Annotated in this window: 16 protein-coding genes, 1 tRNA gene and 1 pseudogene; 8 read left to right on the top strand and 10 right to left on the bottom strand. The window is 59.6% G+C overall.

Annotated elements, in window-relative coordinates; all coding sequences use genetic code 11:
- Nucleotides 1-231: integrase core domain-containing protein (locus BLR85_RS20315; RefSeq protein WP_139188478.1), on the top strand; the 231-nt coding region annotated here is incomplete at its 5' end.
- 66 nt (nucleotides 232-297) lie between these two features.
- The gene (locus tag BLR85_RS20310; protein WP_342028802.1) at nucleotides 298-912 is read left to right on the top strand and encodes an acetamidase/formamidase family protein; all 615 of its coding nucleotides are present in this window, start codon (nucleotides 298-300) and stop codon (nucleotides 910-912) included.
- 229 nt (nucleotides 913-1,141) lie between these two features.
- Here BLR85_RS20310 and BLR85_RS20305 read toward each other — a convergent pair whose 3' ends face one another.
- From BLR85_RS20305 to BLR85_RS20290, 4 genes are all read right to left on the bottom strand, one after another.
- Nucleotides 1,142-1,411 carry an usg protein gene (locus tag BLR85_RS20305; RefSeq protein WP_093161522.1) on the bottom strand — a complete coding sequence of 90 codons (270 nt, stop codon included), beginning with the start codon at nucleotides 1,409-1,411 and terminating at the stop codon, nucleotides 1,142-1,144.
- 240 nt (nucleotides 1,412-1,651) lie between these two features.
- Entirely contained in the window at nucleotides 1,652-3,289 is a 1,638-nt protein-coding gene (groL, locus tag BLR85_RS20300; protein WP_093161519.1) for a chaperonin GroEL, read from the bottom strand.
- A gap of 34 nt (nucleotides 3,290-3,323) precedes the next feature.
- The gene (groES, locus tag BLR85_RS20295) at nucleotides 3,324-3,635 is read right to left on the bottom strand and encodes a co-chaperone GroES (RefSeq protein ID WP_093161516.1); all 312 of its coding nucleotides are present in this window, start codon (nucleotides 3,633-3,635) and stop codon (nucleotides 3,324-3,326) included.
- Between the two features lie 291 nt (nucleotides 3,636-3,926).
- Nucleotides 3,927-4,073 carry an Hsp20/alpha crystallin family protein gene (locus BLR85_RS20290; protein WP_244520808.1) on the bottom strand — a complete coding sequence of 49 codons (147 nt, stop codon included), beginning with the start codon at nucleotides 4,071-4,073 and terminating at the stop codon, nucleotides 3,927-3,929.
- On the opposite strand from BLR85_RS20290, the pseudogene BLR85_RS29965 reads away from it, so the two are divergent.
- A pseudogene (locus BLR85_RS29965) lies at nucleotides 4,033-4,218 on the top strand (IS481 family transposase); the annotation flags it as partial. The gene BLR85_RS20290 and the pseudogene BLR85_RS29965 sit on opposite strands and share 41 nt — an antisense overlap.
- A gap of 73 nt (nucleotides 4,219-4,291) precedes the next feature.
- Nucleotides 4,292-4,531, top strand: coding sequence for a tyrosine-type recombinase/integrase (locus tag BLR85_RS20280; protein ID WP_244520807.1), 240 nt, complete (start codon nucleotides 4,292-4,294; stop codon nucleotides 4,529-4,531).
- A 315-nt stretch (nucleotides 4,532-4,846) separates the two neighbouring features.
- On the opposite strand, the gene BLR85_RS20275 is transcribed toward BLR85_RS20280, so the two are convergent.
- Nucleotides 4,847-5,152, bottom strand: a complete 306-nt coding sequence (locus BLR85_RS20275; RefSeq protein ID WP_093161510.1) for a helix-turn-helix domain-containing protein — start codon at nucleotides 5,150-5,152, stop codon at nucleotides 4,847-4,849.
- 599 nt (nucleotides 5,153-5,751) lie between these two features.
- On the opposite strand from BLR85_RS20275, the gene BLR85_RS20270 reads away from it, so the two are divergent.
- Nucleotides 5,752-7,452 carry an alpha/beta hydrolase gene (locus tag BLR85_RS20270; RefSeq protein ID WP_244520806.1) on the top strand — a complete coding sequence of 567 codons (1,701 nt, stop codon included), beginning with the start codon at nucleotides 5,752-5,754 and terminating at the stop codon, nucleotides 7,450-7,452.
- 154 nt (nucleotides 7,453-7,606) lie between these two features.
- Here the strand turns inward: BLR85_RS20270 and BLR85_RS20265 are convergent, their stop codons facing one another.
- On the bottom strand, nucleotides 7,607-9,430 hold the full coding sequence (locus BLR85_RS20265) for a sugar phosphorylase (RefSeq protein WP_093161507.1): 1,824 nt from the start codon (nucleotides 9,428-9,430) through the stop codon (nucleotides 7,607-7,609).
- A 183-nt stretch (nucleotides 9,431-9,613) separates the two neighbouring features.
- Complete coding sequence (locus BLR85_RS20260) at nucleotides 9,614-10,564, bottom strand: SDR family NAD(P)-dependent oxidoreductase (RefSeq protein WP_093161504.1); 951 nt, start codon at nucleotides 10,562-10,564, stop codon at nucleotides 9,614-9,616.
- 87 nt (nucleotides 10,565-10,651) lie between these two features.
- Between BLR85_RS20260 and BLR85_RS20255 the strand changes: the two genes are divergently transcribed.
- Nucleotides 10,652-11,215 (top strand): TetR/AcrR family transcriptional regulator, encoded by a 564-nt coding sequence (locus tag BLR85_RS20255; RefSeq protein ID WP_093161501.1) that lies wholly within the window; start codon nucleotides 10,652-10,654, stop codon nucleotides 11,213-11,215.
- 60 nt (nucleotides 11,216-11,275) lie between these two features.
- On the opposite strand, the gene BLR85_RS20250 is transcribed toward BLR85_RS20255, so the two are convergent.
- Entirely contained in the window at nucleotides 11,276-11,695 is a 420-nt protein-coding gene (locus tag BLR85_RS20250) for a globin domain-containing protein (protein WP_093161498.1), read from the bottom strand.
- A gap of 282 nt (nucleotides 11,696-11,977) precedes the next feature.
- Here BLR85_RS20250 and trxC point away from each other — a divergent pair, with 282 nt between their 5' ends.
- Both trxC and BLR85_RS20240 read left to right on the top strand, forming a co-directional pair.
- Nucleotides 11,978-12,424: a thioredoxin TrxC gene (trxC, locus tag BLR85_RS20245; RefSeq protein WP_093161495.1), complete on the top strand. Its 447-nt coding sequence runs from the start codon at nucleotides 11,978-11,980 to the stop codon at nucleotides 12,422-12,424.
- 36 nt (nucleotides 12,425-12,460) lie between these two features.
- Nucleotides 12,461-12,536 (top strand) — tRNA-Ala (locus BLR85_RS20240).
- A gap of 280 nt (nucleotides 12,537-12,816) precedes the next feature.
- Here the strand turns inward: BLR85_RS20240 and BLR85_RS20235 are convergent.
- Both BLR85_RS20235 and BLR85_RS20230 read right to left on the bottom strand, forming a co-directional pair.
- Nucleotides 12,817-13,659, bottom strand: a complete 843-nt coding sequence (locus tag BLR85_RS20235) for an SDR family NAD(P)-dependent oxidoreductase (protein ID WP_212635119.1) — start codon at nucleotides 13,657-13,659, stop codon at nucleotides 12,817-12,819.
- A gap of 89 nt (nucleotides 13,660-13,748) precedes the next feature.
- The gene (locus tag BLR85_RS20230; RefSeq protein ID WP_212635118.1) at nucleotides 13,749-14,819 is read right to left on the bottom strand and encodes a LacI family DNA-binding transcriptional regulator; all 1,071 of its coding nucleotides are present in this window, start codon (nucleotides 14,817-14,819) and stop codon (nucleotides 13,749-13,751) included.
- Nucleotides 14,820-14,865 lie beyond the last annotated feature (46 nt).

Here is a 14,865-nt window from a genome sequence, read left to right as displayed (position 1 = left end):
ATGGATGGAAAAGGCGCCTGGCGCGACAACGTATTCGTCGAGCGTCTCTGGAGGACGATTAAGTATGAAGAGGTCTACCTGCACGCCTATGACAGCGTCTCCGAGGCTCGCGCGGGCCTCGCCCGATACCTGGCCTTCTACAACACGCGGAGACCGCATTCATCGCTGGACGGGCAAACGCCCGATCAGGCATATCTCAACCTGCCCCGGCCAATCCCGGTCGCGGCATAACTGAGCGGAACATACACTTAGAAAACGGCTTCAACCTGTTCAGACAAACCGAGCCACCTCTCTTTCCTGGTCGGCGCGCCCCACGCCTATGCGATCACCGCCGAACAACTGGCCGAGCACAAGACCGACGGCCACATGGACATCGACGCCGTGCGCGCAGGCGCGATTTTGATCTGCCCGGTCAAGGTCAAGGGCGCGGGCATCTACATGGGTGACATGCACGCCGGCCAGGGGGATGGCGAGATCGCCGGGCACACGATGGATGTCGCCGGCAGCGTGACGCTTCAGGTCGAGGTGGTGAAGAACTACCCACTGGATGGTCCGGTGCTGTTCCCGCTCGAAGAGGATCTGCCGCCGCTGGCCCGACCGTTCACCCCGGCCGAGAAGGCCAAAGGCCAGCGTCTTGCCAGGAAATGGGGTGTGTCCGAAATCGAGCCGATGGCGCCGGTCTCGGTTATCGGAACGGCGGCAAACATGAACGCGGCGATCGACAACGGGTTGGAGCGCGCAGCGACGCTGCTGGCGATGACTGTCGCGGAGGTTCGCAACCGCGCCACGGTCAACGGCGCAATAGAGATCGGCCGCGCACCGGGCGTCATTCAGGTGACGTTCCTCGCCCCGCTATCCCGGCTCGACGACGTCGGTCTGGGAGACTACGCACGGGAACAATACAACCTCTGACCCAGCCTTTTTGGTTCGGGCCGCGGGCCATAGGCGCTCGCGGCCCGGGTTAAAATAAGTGCATGTGTTAGCAAGTGCTTGCCTAGCCAGCGCCTTTTCGGTGCAGACGCCCCAGTGCGCCGACAAACGCCTTATATGCCGAAGTCGGTCATGACCGGCCACTCGCACTTCATGCTTCGAATTTGTTGTTTTGCTCAAAGCGCTCGCGTTCCTGACCTTAGTCAAACCGTCAGTTCAAGCGGAATTCGCCTTCGACGTTGCGCCATTCGCCGGGGGCGATCTGTTTGCGATGCACGAAGCGAACCGAATGTAAGGGGCCCTCGATTTCCTCCTGCCAATACTCGATGAAGCGGAAAAGGCGCGGGTGGTCTGGAGCAAGATCGTATTCTTGCCAGACGAACGTATTCAGCACGTTCCTGAAGTCGGGCATCCGGTAGAAAAATTCCGCCGTCGTCAGCCCGTATCCGGCAAGCATCAACTCGGTTTCGTTTCCCTCCATGTCGTCTCCTGTCGCTGTTAACAGGTCGAGTTTGCCAGATCGAAAAGAGTTTTCAATAAAAACAAATTGTTATCAGGGGGTGGCGTCGGCTGACAAAGGCACAGATGCTTTTTGTGGCACCGCCCCCAAAACGAGTGCTTATTCTATCGCAGGAGGACATATTGCTGTTTCAACGCTTCACGTAACAACAGGTATCAGGAAGTGGAAAGAGGAGATCTCCCCTTTCCACGGCTCATTGGCCTACATCATACCGCTCATATCGGGCATGCCGGCACCAGCACCGGCCGCATTCTTCGGTTCAGGCTTGTCAGCGACCATGGCCTCGGTAGTGATCAGCAGGCCGGCCACGGAAGCGGCGTCTTCCAACGCAGTGCGGACAACCTTGGCCGGGTCGATCACGCCGAACTTGAACATGTCGCCATATTCTTCGGTCTGGGCGTTGAAGCCGAAAGTGAGGTCCTTGCTCTCGCGGATCTTGCCAGCAACAACCGAACCGTCGACACCGGCATTCTCGGCGATCTGGCGCAACGGCGCTTCGAGTGCCTTGCGCACGATGGAAATGCCCGCGTTCTGGTCCGGGTTCGCTCCGGTCAGACCGTTCAACGCCTTGGACGCCTGCACGAGCGCTACACCACCGCCGACCACGATACCTTCTTGAACCGCTGCACGAGTAGCGTTCAGGGCATCGTCCACGCGGTCCTTGCGCTCTTTAACCTCGACCTCGGTCATGCCACCGACGCGGATGACGGCAACGCCACCGGCCAACTTGGCTAGGCGTTCCTGCAGCTTCTCGCGGTCGTAATCCGAGCTGGTTTCCTCGATCTGCTGCTTGATCTGTTTGCATCGCGCCTGGATCTCAGCCTTTTCGCCATGTCCTTCGACGATGGTGGTTTCGTCCTTGGTGATGGAGACCTTCCTGGCGATGCCGAGCATGTCGACGGAGACATTCTCCAGTTTCATGCCGAGATCCTCGGAGATGACCTGACCACCGGTCAGGACTGCGATGTCCTGCAGCATGGCCTTGCGACGGTCGCCGAAGCCCGGAGCCTTCACGGCAGCAATCTTCAGGCCGCCTCGCAGCTTGTTAACGACGAGCGTGGCGAGCGCTTCGCCTTCGACGTCTTCAGCGATAATGACGAGCGGCTTGCCTGACTGGATAACCGTTTCCAGCAGCGGCACCATCGGCTGCAGCGAGGAGAGCTTCTTCTCATGCAGCAAGACGTAGGCGTCCTCGAGCTCCGTCGTCATCTTTTCCGGGTTGGTGACGAAATACGGCGAGAGGTAGCCACGGTCGAACTGCATCCCTTCGACGACCTCGGTCTCAGTCTCCAGGCCCTTGTTCTCTTCGACGGTGATGACACCCTCGTTGCCGACCTTCTGCATCGCTTCAGCAATCTGGCGGCCGATCTCGGCCTCGCCATTGGCAGAAACGGTACCGATCTGGGCAATCTCGTCAGTGTCCTTCACATCGCGTGCGGCCTTCTTGATCTCTTCGATTACGGATGTCACCGCCATGTCGATGCCACGCTTGATGTCCATCGGGTTCATGCCGGCAGAAACGGATTTCAGCCCCTCGCGCACAATGGCCTGCGCCAGAACCGTCGCGGTGGTGGTGCCATCGCCAGCCTCCTCGTTGGTGCGGGAAGCGACTTCTTTCACCATTTGGGCGCCCATGTTCTCGAACTTGTCTTCCAGTTCGATTTCCTTGGCGACCGTAACACCATCCTTTGTGATGCGCGGGGCACCGAAGGACTTGTCGATGACCACATTGCGGCCTTTCGGGCCGAGGGTCACTTTGACAGCGTCGGCCAAGATATTGACGCCGCGCAGCATCTTGTGCCGGGCGTCGGATTCGAACTTAACGTCCTTTGCAGACATTGGGCTTGTTCCTCCTCTATTTTCGTTTCAACACTCAGGCGGCCTTGGCGACAGTGTCCTCGGCAATAATCCCGAGGATGTCGCTTTCCTTCATGATCAGCAGTTCCTCGCCATCGAGCTTGATCTCGGTGCCGGACCACTTGCCGAACAGAACCTTGTCACCTTCCTTGACGGACATCGGGATCAGCTCGCCGCTGTCCTTGCGGGCGCCCTCGCCCACTGCAACGATCATGCCCTCGGCGGGCTTTTCCTTGGCGGTATCGGGAATGATCAGACCGCCCGCGGTCTTCTCATCGCTTTCGATACGGCGCACGAGAACCCTGTCATGTAGTGGTTTGAAAGCCATGTCGAACGTTCCTCCATTTGCGTTTCATGCCGCTGGCACTCGTGCTTACGGAGTGCCAATGACGCAGAAAGTTGGAAGCAAGTTTTCAGATTTCAAGACCTTCCAATAACAAATTTGTGAGCACTCGAGATGGCCATATTAATCACATAAATACAAATTATTAGATCGCATTCAAAAACAAAAACGGCTCCAACGACACCCAGCCGGTGGAGCGTTCTCGGCGCAATCTCAATCGTGCCAGAACCACAGAATAATCAGGTTGCGTTCACGATCACGCCCTCCAGGCACGGGTCAGGCCGGCTTGACCTCTATACGTTTCAACTTGGCCTGTGCCTCTTCGGTCTTGGGAACCGTGACCGTCAGGACGCCGTTCTTGAAGGATGCTTCAGCTTTTTCTGTGTCGACACCCAGCGGCAAGCTATATCTTTTCGTTGCCACCGATCGGACCTGCAAGTTCGCGGTCACCCAACTGGTTGAAAAGGCCGACAGGCGGACGGCGTGGGAGTTCCTGGAACACCTGTTGGAGGTGGTTCCCTACTGGGTCCACACGATATTGACGGACAACGGGATCCAGTTCGCCGATCAGCCTCGGAACCGCAACACCATCCATTCCCGCCAGATGCGCTTCGACATGATCTGCGAGGCTCTTCAAGCCGATGCTGGTCGGGAACGGGATCGTCGACACCAAGGGCGAGCCGAAATTCGCCGTGCAAACCCTGCGCCACGCCGCTGCCTCGCTCTTCATCGAGCAGGGCTGGAACCCCAAGAAGATCCAGACCCTGCTTGGCCACGCCACTATCGGCATGACGATGGACACCTATGGGCACCTCTTCGATAGCGCCGAGGAAGACCTGACGATGTTCGCCAAGCTGGAGAGCGACCTGTTGGCTGCGTAGCGGCGCGGGGCAGGTTCAAGCTCAGAATTGCGGAATCCGATATGCCATGCTTATGCCGTACATATGCATTCCGTTCGCCCCCCTGATCAGCCGGTCAACTCCAAGGATTGGACGTCCTGCTGACGCCGCGCGCCGGGACAGCCTCCATAGGCAGCCGCCCCCACCTAGGACTTCGTGATCTGGCGGGGGCACAGCCTTTCCCTACTTCGGAGCCACTTCGCCGGTGTGATGCATCCAATTCAGCATGTATTTGAACATGTAGACCAACATCTGCAGGTCGGGCTTCATCCAAAGGATCTCGCCCTCGGGATCGGCCTACCGAAGGATCTGAAGAACCAAGATGTCGCGATCGGTGAGCTTGGGATCGAAGACCAGGTTCAACGTGCCCCAGATCTCGGGATAGTACTCGAGCAGGGCGATACGGGCAAAGTCGACCGGGTCTGCATCGCAGGCTTCGGCAAGCGCGGGAATGCGTTCGATCGGGACCTTGGTCTCGCCGCTCTTCATCATCGAGAGCACGTTCGGCTTTGCAAATCCCGCGCGTTGCGCGATCTCCCGCTGCGTCAGGCCCGAGTGCTCGATGGCGGTGGTCAGGAAGGCGGCGGTCGGGCTCTTGGTCATGTCATGCTCAGCAGCGTTGTTTCATTCACTGCTGATATAGAAGGACGGGTGCAATCCGGGCTGGGGCAAGGACGGTGGACTGAGCGGGGAGATGCGAAGGCCAAGTCGTGTTCGAACCTTGCCAAGACTTGTAGTTGAGGCGGCAGCCTACGCTTTCCTGCTGTTGATCGCACCGAGATGCTAAGCAAGGATGGCGTATGTTTAACGATCGCGAACGGCCCTTAGCTGCCGCCCGGCAATAGTCTTAAATGCAGCGGAGCGGCGCACAATTCCGGACGTTCGCGTCCTGTGCACAATTTCAAACAAACCAAGGGTCGGTTCCTCGACACCATCTTCACCGAATGGCTGTGGCGGTCCCTGAAACACGACCGCGTCTACCGGCAGAGGACCGAAACCATCCCCCCACGGTGATGTACACATCTCCCGCCGGGCAACGGATCAGCAAGCGCAGAGAATAGTTTAGAACGCGCGAGATCCTGTCAATGGATCGGGCCATAGCTCGGAATTTGCGTGTCAGGTAGATTCGATCTGGTCTAGGTTGGGGCAGCACCCGGCGCATGGGTTGAAGCATCGAAGAGTTTGACGATCGGGAGGTTCGCGTGACGAAGATTTCTCGCCCACCAGTTGAGCAGAGGCCAGACGCCTCGGGGTCGCGGCTGGCCGGACTGGCTGTGTTGCCGCTCCTGCTGGGACTGTCGTTTTTCGCAGCGTCGCTGACGCCTTCGTTGATCCCGCGCCCCTGGCTTTTCCAAGGTGTCCTGGCGGGACTGGTAACCGCAATCGGCTACATGATCGGGCAACTCTTTCTGGCAGCCTGGCGCGGAATTGAATTGCCAAGCCTCTCCGGACGCGCCGGCAGAATCGCGCATCTGCTGATCGCAACACCAGTAATCACCGTGCTTGTCTGGACTTTGGTCCACGCGGCCGCATGGCAGGACTCCATTCGGTCACGGTTCGGGCTGGAACCGATCGAGGATTTCAGCACCGTCGCGATCATTGTCGTCGCGCTTGCGGTCTTCCTGGTCTGCTACCTGATCGGTTGGGCGATCCAGATGCTTTTCGACCTGCTCCGCTACCGCCTTTACCGGGTCATGCCGATGCGGACGGCGAATGTGCTGGGGCTCGCCCTGGCGATCACCATCGTCTTCCTGGTGACACGGGATGGGGTCATCGAGTGGGGCTTCCACGTGGCCGATGAGTCCTATGAGACGGCGCAGGATCTTTTTGCCGACGCGCCGCCGGCACCAACAGGGGACCGTCTGCCCGGCAGCCCGGCCTCTCATGTCGATTGGGGGGCAATGGGACAGCCGGGGCGCAATTTCGTGCTGGAGGGGCCGGACGCGAAGGCGATTTCAGCCTTCACTGGCCGCCCCGCGAAGGACCCGATCCGGGTCTATGTCGGTCGTGCGCAGGACGCCGATCCGGTTGTCCGGGCGGAACTGGCCCTGAAGGAGTTGCAACGGCTGGGCGCCTTCGATCGGAAGGTCCTGATCGTGGCGAGCCCGACTGGCACCGGCTGGTTGGATCCGGGTGGCCACGAGCCGCTGGAATTCATGCATGATGGCGATATCGCCACGGTGGCAGTGCAGTACTCCTACCTGCAATCGCCGCTGGCGCTGATTTTCGAAACCCAGTCGGGGCTGGACCAGGCAACCGCCGCGATGCGGACGATCTACGATCACTGGAAAACTCTGCCGCCGGAAACGCGCCCCCGTTTCTACTTGCACGGTATCAGCCTGGGCGCGTGGTCTTCGATGTATTCGATGGACATCTACCGGGTCATCAACGACCCGGTAGATGGTGCCCTGTGGACCGGCCCGCCCTTCCCGTCCCAATTGTGGAGACGCGCCGTCATGGCCCGCAATCCCGACAGCCCCTACGTGCTGCCGAAAGTGGGCAATGGCCAACTCGTCCGCTTTGCCTCGCAGTTCGGTGGGCTCGACCGCTCCGACGGCCCTTGGGGCAATCTACGTGTCGTATTCCTTCAACATGCCTCGGACGCGATCGTCTTCTATGAACCGGCTTCTGTCTGGCGCGCGCCAGAATGGATGCGCGAGCCGAGGGCGCCAGATGTTTCGCCCGAGATGCGGTTCATCCCCGTGGTCACCCAACTGCAACTGGCGCTCGACATGGCTCTGGCCTTGGGTGTTCCAAGCGGTTTCGGCCATAATTATGCAGCCAGGGACTATATAGAACCCTGGGTCGCCGTCACCGATCCGGAGGGGTGGGAAGACGCCGACAGTGCGCGCTTGAAGACATGGTGCAGCGACGACTGGGGGCTCGGTTGCCGCAAGGAGTGAACCTTTGGATCCTCCCAAAAGGGAGAGAATTACTGTAGCCGCCAGAGTTTTGCTCCCGCACAGTGCTGGCGACGGTCGGCCAGTTGGCCTCTGACGGAACGGAATGGAAAGCGGCCTTCCGGCCCGAACCGGAAGGTCGCCGTTCGCACAGAGGCTACCAGTCGGCGCCGGATGTCGGCGGGGACGCCTTGCGATTACCCAGGTTCCGCCCCGGCCGTTTCGTCCGCCCAGTACCTTCCCGGTTCGTGATCCAGCGGCATTGGTAGGGCGCAAAGACGATTTCGCCGTTGGACGGGGAGATCTGTTCCCTGGAAATCAGGTCCAGCCAGTTCTCGCCGCCAATCAGGTTGATCGAATGCACGGGCAGGCGGATTTCCTGGTCGGTCATATTGTGGATGGCAAACATCGACTGGGCGCGGTCAAGGCTCTGGCGCCAGAAGCCGAAAAGCTCCTCACCCAGGTGCAGCGTGAACTGGGTCGCGTTCGGATGGAACGCCTTCTGTTTCACACGGATACCGATCCGCTGCTTCATCGCCTCCAGCACACGCGACTGCGTGCTCTCGCTATCGGCGAGCTTCTCACGCAACTCGTCATAATCCCAGCGATGGCGGTTGATCGCCCGGTTGACCCCGGTTTTCTCGACGCCTTCGCGGTCATTCGGCGTGCCGAGCAAGGCGTGGATATAGAAGGCCGGCAAGCCTTCCAGCGCCATGACGATTGTCTGCGAACACAGGAACCGCTCCAGCTGCCATTCGTCCTCGCCCTTGGTCGTGCCCTTCATCGCGTCGAACCAGGTGATGTTCAGCTCATAGGGCTTCTGCGTGCCGTCCGACATGGACCGCATGGAGACCAGCCCGCCAAAGGAGCGAACCGCATCGACGATCTCGTCGGTCTCCTCCGGACTGAGCAACCCCTCGACCGGGCGCATGCCGATGCCGTCATGGCTGGCGGTGAAATTGAGATAGGCACAGCCGAGTTGCGCCGGCGGCATGGCCATCTGCCAGCGGTTCAACTCGCGCGCCGTCCCGTTAAGAAGCGCATGCAGGATCAGCGGCGGCAGCGAGAAGTTATAGATCGCATGCGCCTCGTTCATATTGCCGAAATAGGAGAGGTTCTCGGTATTGGGCACATTGGTTTCGGTCAGCAGCACGACCCGTTCGTCGGCATAGTCGAACAGCAGCCGCATCAGGCGGACGATGGCGTGAGTCTGTGGCAGGTGGATGCAGTTGGTGCCGATCTCCTTCCAGATGAAGGCCACGGCATCGAGCCGGATGATCCGCACGCCATTGTCGATATGCAGCCGCATGACACGCAGGAATTCGAGCAGCACTTCGGGGTTGGTGAAATCGAGGTCCACCTGGTCGTTGCTGAAAGTACACCACACATAGCGCTCGCCCATCGCGGTATCGACCTTGCGCAACAGCGGCGAGGTGCGCGGGCGCACAACCTCGCTCAGGTCGTCATCGGGCGAGGCCTCGAAGAAGAACCTGTCAAAGGGCGGGTGCCCCTGCCGGTATTCCTGGAACCAGGTCGAGAAGCTGGAGACATGGTTCAACACCAGGTCCGACATCAGCTTGAACTCTTCGGAGATACGGGTGATGTCCGACCAGCTTCCCAACGCGCTGTTGACCACCCGGTAATCGGTAACTGCGAAGCCGTCATCAGACGTGAACGGGAAGAAGGGCAGGATATGCACGCCGCTGATGACACCGGCGACATTCTGCTCCAGAAAATGTCGCAAAAGGTCCAGCGGCTTGTGCACGCCATCGACGATGGAATTTCCATAGGTGATGACGAGCGTATCGGTCTCGTCCCACATGTTGTTGCCCGGCGGTCGCGCGCGCGTGCGGTACACGGTTCCTTCCGGCCAGAAGGCTTCGAGGATCTCCTGCCGCAGCGCGGGAATATCGCTCTGCGGATAGATCTGGTCCAGCAGCGTGTCGAGTTTGGCAGCAAATTTATTGGCGGCTTTGGTCATGTCGGCGCTCTCCGGGTCGTTCCAACAGTGATGCGGCCAAATCGAAACCGGTTTCAAGAGCGAAGCGCATGCATTTCGGACCAGCCGGCCTGCACCAGCGGAAACTGCTCGGAAAGAGGGCGAAAACCGAGAATCGTCCGGAGGACAGGGGGAACCGTCCTCCGAACCGGTTCCGAATGAAGCCTAGTAGACAAATGCCTGACCAAGCATTTCCTCCGAGACGTGCCAGAGCCGTTCCGCCGCCTCGGCGTCGATCGCCCAGCTGCGAACGCCATCGCCAAAGCCATCTGCGTCATTGACAGGCCAGATCCCGCAATCGGCCAGGAACGCCCCGCCCTTTCCGGCAAGCTCGGGTGCCGTGGCGGCATAGACCGAGGTCGCCGCCCCGGCCGGGATCGTTTTCCACTGGATGGTGTAGGCCTTCTCCAGCTCGGCAAAAAGACGTGCGTCATCCTCCGTCAAGTGGCGCTGGAGATCCGTGTGGATCGCGCCGGGATGCACGGCGAAGGCTTCGATTGCTCGCCCCGTCAGCCGGCGGTTAAGCCCAAGCGCGAAAAGCGCATTGGCCGTCTTAGCCTGCCCGTAGGCGGCCCATTTGTCATAGTCGCGCCTCTCGAACTGGATGTCGTCGAACACGACCGGCGACATGCGATGCGCAGAGGAGGAGAGCGAAACAACCCGCCCGACATCGGCCAGCGCAGGCGCGATGAGGTTGGTCATCAGGAAATGGCCCAGGTGGTTGGAGCCGAATTGCAGCTCGAAGCCATCATCCGTCTGCCCCTGCGGACAGGCCATGATGCCGGCATTGTTGATCAGCAGGTCGATCTTTTCGCCCCGCGCGAGGATCCGCTCGGCGAAAGTCCGGATGGAGTCGATATTGCCCAGTTCAAGCGTCTCGACCGCGATCTCGGCCCCGCTTGCCGCGCGGATCCCGTTAACAACGTTCCGGGCCTTGGCCATGTCGCGCGCGGTGATGATCACCTTTGCGCCCTTCGCCGCCAACGCCCGGGCCGTTTCGGCACCGATCCCCGACGATCCCCCGGTCACCAGGGCCGTTTTCCCCGACAGGTCGATCCCTGCGAGCACTTCGTCGGCGGTCGTGTCTTTTCCGAACGCGCTTCGATCACTGGACATGCACATGTTCCTTGCCTTGCCATATTGGACACTATTCGTATATTTGTCCATATTGACACTCGGCGTTTGATTGTCAAGATGTGTGGCATGAACGAGAGAGAGAGAAATATCCTGGACGCCGCGACCACGTTGTTCATGCGCTATGGCGTGAAGCGCACCAGCATGAACGATATTTCGCAGGAAGCAGGCATCTCGCGTCAGACGCTCTACAACGCCTATCGCAACAAGGACGAGATCCTGCGCGCGTTGATCCGCTATTTCGCGGATAGGGCCTACTGTGAAATCGAGGCCGGGCTGGAAGAAAAGCCCGCGTTGGGCGACCGGCTCGACCTGGTCTTCGACCGGATCGCCGTGGCCGCATTCGATCTGCTGTCAGAAAGTCCGAACGCCGCCGATCTCGTCGAGGGCTTCAACCAGATCAGCGAGGAAGAAATCGACGCCTCATATGCGCAGGTCCGTGGCCTGATCGCCACGATCCTGAAGCCTTATGCCTCCGAGATCGAGGCGAATGGCCTGACGACGACACAGCTTGCGGATTTCGTTCAGCGGATGGTCAAGGCATCGAAAAGCACGGCGACGGACCGGGCGCACCTGCTCGAAATGCTCCAGACCCTGAAAACCGCGACTCTCAAGCTTGCGGGTGTGGCATAGGCGCATGGAAAACCCGGCCAATCACGGGGAGCCGGGTTTAGGTCATGCCAGGGTGAGCAATCAATCCGGGATGTTGCCGGCTTCGATAAGCTTGTCCGCAAAGGCCTCGAAGGACTCGCGCCAGGCCGCTTCGAGTTCCGGCGTCAGCCGCTCGCCCGTCGTGGCTCGCAAAGTATCGATCAGCGCTTCCTGCATCGGCTCGAAATGGGCCTTGTGAATTCCGAGTGTCGTGTGCAGCTTTCCAAGCTCGGCATAGTCGACCGAAGGTTCGCCGGGATGCTCCATATCGGCCAGGATCAGGCCAAGCGTATTCATGAAGCGCATCCCCTGCGCTCTCAGATCCTCGCGGAACAAACTGCGTAGCTCTGGCGCACGTTCAAAGAGCGCTTCGTAGAATTGTAACGATGTTGGTTCGAGATACGGACGCAGTTCATCGAAACTCTCCCGGACACTCTCGATCACCTGTGCAGATGGCGGCATGGGTATCTCCTGCTTGGCTCTTTTGGCCTCCCCGGCCGGACATTGTCATGGATTTCCGCGAACGGAATTGATTCAACGCAAACTGCGACGTTAATGCGCGACCCTGCGGCGAGCGGTACCGGATGGCTCGACGTCGGCCTCAGGTGGACGAACGGAGCGGCCTCGAAATGGTCTCCCCGGGTACAAGTCCGGCCACAACGACCGGCAAGATCCTCGAAGGGCTTGGATTCTTCCGCCTGACCACTATGTATTCGAAAACGAGAATGTATAAGGAGCGGCCAGATGGGTGCCAGTCTGAAACTCACCTGCCACGAATGTGGCACCACGAACCGGGTCCCCGCAGAGAAGATTGGCGCGGGTCCGAAATGCGGAACCTGCGGCGCGAAACTGGCCGATGGAAAGGTGCGGGAAATGGGTTTTCGTGATGCCGAGAAATCGGCCAGAACGGACGATCTTCCGCTCGTGATCGATTTTTGGGCGCCTTGGTGCGGCCCGTGTCGCCAGATGGCGCCGCAATTCGCCCAGGCCGCCCAGGCCCTGCGCGGAAAGGCGCGTTTCATCAAGGTCGATACCCAAAGCAACCCCGATGCAACCGTGCGCTACAACATCCGCGGAATCCCGATGCTGATCCTGTTTCAGGACGGACGCGAAGTGGCGCGTCTATCGGGCGCACGTCCGGCCGGACAAATCGAGGCTTTCATTCGCGAAAACATCAATCAGCCCGCTTGACAACGGGCACGGGTTGAGCGATTTGGAGGCCCTCGTGGGGCCGTAGCTCAGTTGGGAGAGCGCGTCGTTCGCAATGACGAGGTCGTCGGTTCGATCCCGATCGGCTCCACCATTAAAATTAACAAGTTACAACTGGTTGCACTGCGCCATACTGCAACCCAGATCGCACTGGGTTCGCACGGGGACGGAATTTGGCGGCGTCCACCCGCGACAAGCTGACCGTTTCTTCTCGCGTCTGAGACCGATTTCCATGTGGCATTCGCGAAGGATCGAGCGTTCCTTCGGGATTGTCCGTCCCCCACGGCATCAATGTGCCAAGGTGGGTCTACCATGACCCACAAAGGAGGACGGTCACATCATCAGAGTCCATCAGTTGTCTACGCCGGTGCCGCTCACGACTTCAGCCACTTCTGGAAAGCCGCGTCAAAATCAGGATGCCAGCGCGACAGCGGGGGGCGATTCTCGGTGATGTCGCCGGCGGCCCAGGCAATGCGCTTCTCATCTGTGGGCCGGTCGACTTCATTGTCCGGGCAGAGGATGTAGAAATCTCCCGCCTCTATCCGCTCGAACAGGAAGCTGACGGTCTGCTCCGGGGTCCACGCGCCCTCAGGCTTTTCAATCCGGCCACGCGCAGTGAGCGGCGTGAATACGAAGCCCGGGATGAAGAGCCGTGCCTCGACCCGGCAATCGGGGAGATTGCGCAATTCGTGCTGCAGGGCTTCGGTGAAAGCCTTCACGCCCGTCTTGGAGACGTTATAGGCGGGGTCGCCTGGCGGTGTGGTGATCCCCTGCTTGGATCCTGTATTGACGATCAACCCCGGCAGACCAGAGGCGATCATTCCGGGAGCAAATACCTGCGAGCCGCGAATGACGCCCCACATGTTGACGTCGATGATGCGTTGCCAGTTGTCCTCGGCATCGAAGATCGAGCTGCCAGGCTGCATGCCAGCATTGTTCATAAGCACATTAACAGGGCCAAGTTCCGAAGAAACTCGCGCCTCCAGCGCACGTAACTGCTCCAAGTCGGCAACATCTGTTGCCAGCGTCATCACGTCTCCGGCAGCAACACCGGATGCGATCAGAGTCGCTTTCGCCACGTCGAGCGCTTCACCCGGAAGATCCGCGATACAGACCTTCAACCCTTGTTCAGCGAGCCGGGCCGCTGCCGCGAGGCCGATCCCGGAAGCGCCGCCGGTGACAACAGCGATGTTTCCTTTGACAATTGCAGGGTGCATTGGCGTCATCCTTCCTTTTCATCTACCAAGAGCCGAATGCCGGACAGTCGGCTTCGTTAATTGCCGGGTTGAGTGGAGGCAAATGACGATCATGCCGTCGCCCCCTCGACGATTTCGAAACCGGTATCGATACGCACCGGTTCAGCGGGCCGCTCAGGACTTTGCAATATCTGTTCGATCGCGGTCTTCCCGATCAGAAACCTGTTGGACCGCATGGTCGACAATGGCTGCGGCAGATGGCGACCGATCTCGAGCCCGTTGAACCCAAAGATGGACAAGTCTGACCCGATCGACAGGCCTGCCTCCATACAATGGAAAACACCTCCAACTGCCATGTCGTCGTTCGAATAGATCGCAACCTTCACATCCGGGGCCCGTTCCAGCAACCGTGCCGTCATCACCTTCCCGATCCCGATGGAACTCGGCGTTTCAGCCCGGGATTCCGCTATAAATCCGAGACCGGCTTCCGACAGCGCCTGTGCCATTCCCTCGTGCCGAAGCCGCGCCCGCCGGTCCGGGCCGATATCATGAGCAACGTAACCGAAATGCCGATACCCCTTCTGCAGAAGGTACCGTGCGGTTTCGTAGCCAGCGCTGCGGTGAAACATGCCGACGGCAACATCTATGGGTTCGGAATCGACTTCCATCATTTCCACCACCCTTCCTGAGCTCTGGCGAAGCATCCGGCTGGTCGCTTCGTTATGGTTCAGGCCGGTGACCAGAACCGCAGCCGGGTTCCACGCCAGAAGCCCGCGCACCATGCTTTCTTCGGTCGCGAAATCGTAATCCGTTACACTGGTCACGGCCTGCATGTGGCTACCGCTGAGACCAGCCTGGATGCCCCGCAAGACTTCCGGGAACACAATATTCTGCAGCGACGGCACAAGAACACCGACCAGGTTCGTGTTCAGGGAGGCAAGCGAGCCAGCCAGACGATTTGGCACATAACCGAGTTCACGGACCGCGTTCATGACCCTTTCACGGGTTTCGTTGGCGACCGATCCTTCTTTGCGCATGATTCTCGAAACAGTCGTCTCGCTTACTTGAGCGAGCAAGGCTACCTCTCGGACAGTGACCTTGCTCTTCTTGTCAGGCAGGCGATCTTTCGATTTCATATCGTTTCCGTTTGCGTAAAGGGGTTCCAAAAACAATCGACGCATAACTCAATGTCTACGATGTCGGAAACGCGTTTCTCCGAACAAGCGG

This window comes from Aliiruegeria lutimaris (genome assembly GCF_900099935.1).
In the GTDB taxonomy this organism is placed as follows: domain Bacteria; phylum Pseudomonadota; class Alphaproteobacteria; order Rhodobacterales; family Rhodobacteraceae; genus Tropicimonas; species Tropicimonas lutimaris.
Note: the sequence above shows the minus strand (reverse complement) of the source record. Positions and strands in the feature narration are given on the sequence as shown.